Source organism: Mesorhizobium sp. M7A.F.Ca.CA.003.01.2.1 (assembly GCF_003998945.1).
In the GTDB taxonomy this organism is placed as follows: Bacteria; Pseudomonadota; Alphaproteobacteria; order Rhizobiales; family Rhizobiaceae; genus Mesorhizobium; species Mesorhizobium ciceri.
This window is the reverse complement of record NZ_RZRA01001705.1, coordinates 1-410: the sequence shown is the minus strand read 5'-3', so window position 1 is coordinate 410 and position 410 is coordinate 1. Positions and strand designations below refer to the sequence as shown.

At 60.7% G+C, this 410-nt stretch carries 1 protein-coding gene; it reads right to left on the bottom strand.

Annotation, left to right across the window (positions count from 1 at the left end):
* On the bottom strand, positions 1–410 hold a 410-nt coding region (locus EN969_RS35030), incomplete at both ends, for a KUP/HAK/KT family potassium transporter (protein ID WP_206525398.1).

The window sequence follows — 410 nt, the reverse complement described above, 5'->3', positions numbered from 1 at the left end:
GCAGTATGTTCGTCACCAGCATATTGCCGGTCACCGAAATACCGTAGGCCGAGGCCAGCCGGCTGGATTCGCCGAAGCCGACCACCAGCAGCATCACCACCAGCGCCAGCATCAGGTTGATGCGCGGCAGATAGATCTGGCCCGACTGTTTTTCCGACGTGTGCTGGATGACGAAACGCGGCAGCATGTTGAGCTGTACCGCTTGCCTGGTCAGCGAAAAGGCGCCGGAGATCACCGCCTGGCAGGCGATCACGGTCGCCGCCGTGGCAAGCACGACCATCGGAATAAGCGTCCAGCCCTGGTTCATCTCGAAGAACGGATGACCGACAACGCCGCCATTTGCCAGCACGAAGGCGCCTTGCCCGACATAATTGAGCAACAGACAAGGGAACACGATCGCCAGCCAGGCG